3 protein-coding genes are annotated in these 1,259 nt (G+C 72.8%); 2 read left to right on the top strand and 1 reads right to left on the bottom strand.

Annotated features, from left to right (window positions below; translation table 11 throughout):
• Nucleotides 1-196: hypothetical protein (locus CCN56_RS40955; RefSeq protein ID WP_143664851.1), on the top strand; the 196-nt coding region annotated here is incomplete at its 5' end.
• 23 nt (nt 197-219) lie between these two features.
• Here the strand turns inward: CCN56_RS40955 and CCN56_RS40950 are convergent.
• Nucleotides 220-435: a hypothetical protein gene (locus CCN56_RS40950; RefSeq protein ID WP_086832576.1), complete on the bottom strand. Its 216-nt coding sequence runs from the start codon at nt 433-435 to the stop codon at nt 220-222.
• 306 nt (nt 436-741) lie between these two features.
• On the opposite strand from CCN56_RS40950, the gene CCN56_RS40945 reads away from it, so the two are divergent.
• Nucleotides 742-1,259 (top strand): helix-turn-helix domain-containing protein (locus CCN56_RS40945; RefSeq protein WP_143664850.1); only part of this gene is annotated, 518 nt, incomplete at its 3' end.

The following is a 1,259-nucleotide window of genomic DNA, read 5'->3' as shown; positions in this document are numbered from 1 at the left end:
CCGCGCGGTGACCGCGCGGGAGGGCGTCATGGATTTCAGCGGTGGCGCGCTGGCGCGCCTGGACCTCGCCCGTCTCCTCGACACGGAGCCGGGGCGCTCCCGGGAGCTGCTCGTCCCGGCGGTCGAGGTGTTCCGCGAGCGGCGGATGGGCCGGGAACTCGCGGAGGCGGAGAGACTGCTCGCGACCGGCTGCTGAGGAGCGGGCCGGCCTGACGGGGGTCAGTCCCAGGGGTTGTTGTCGGTGCTGCACGTGGTGATGGGCGTGCCGGTGGCGTCGACCGTGGTCGTGCAGACCGGGGTGGTGCTCGTCGTGGTGCCCGTCGTCCCGTCGGCCCAGCTCGCCTGGACGCCCGCCCCGGTCAGGATCACGATCAGCGCGGCGGTCACGGCGGCGCGGACGGAGGTGCGGGCGGCGGTGGTGGAGGAGTACGACATCGGATCCTGCCTCTCGGTGGTGTGCGGCGTTTCCTTCTGACCACCAACCTAGGAACAAGCGGATTCACGGCACCGCTCGCTGCCTTATCACCCCGCTATCACGGAACGGCACCCCACCCGCACCCCTATCACGGGCCTGTAGGCCGCTATCGCCCGGCATCCTCACCCGTTAGTGCCGCGATGCCCCCTGAATAGTCGCGTCCGGAGCATGGATCCCAGCAGACGGCGAGGCGCAGCCCCCGGCCGGCGGCCCGACCGGGCCGTCATCCGGAGGGCCCGCCCCAACTCGACGAGCGGGAGCTTCTCATGACGACCAGTCTCTCCCCCGAGGACACCGTGGCGGCCACCGCCGCACTCGGCACCCTCATCCGTGGCCACCGGCTCCGCATCGGCCTGACCCAGCAGGAACTGGCGGATCTCTCCACCATCAGCGTCCGCGCCATCCGCGACCTGGAGAAGGGGAAGGCACAGCGACCGAGAGCCGACACGATCCGGCTGATCGCCGACGGCCTGCGCCTGGGCCCCCGGGCCCGTACGGCCCTGGAGGACGCGGTACGGCGCGGACACCGGGGCGGCGCCGGGACCCGGCACTTCGCCGCCGAACGGCCGGCCCCGCCCGTCCCGCTGCACCCGCTGATCGAGAGGGACGCCGAGACCACCGTCCTCACGGAGGAGCTCCGCTCCGGAGCCGAACGGCTGATCACCGTCGTCGGCCTGACCGGCGTCGGCAAGACGAGACTGGCCCTGGAGGCGGCGGCCCGGCTGCACGCCACCGGCTTCCCGGTCCTTTGGCACACCGCCCCCGGGGCGGTGTGCCAAAGGAC

It is taken from the genome of Streptomyces sp. NRRL B-24572 (genome assembly GCF_002156145.1).
Classification (GTDB): Bacteria; Actinomycetota; Actinomycetes; order Streptomycetales; family Streptomycetaceae; genus Streptomyces; species Streptomyces vietnamensis.
The sequence above is the reverse complement of the archived record's forward strand: the minus strand, read 5'-3'. Positions and strand labels throughout refer to the sequence as shown.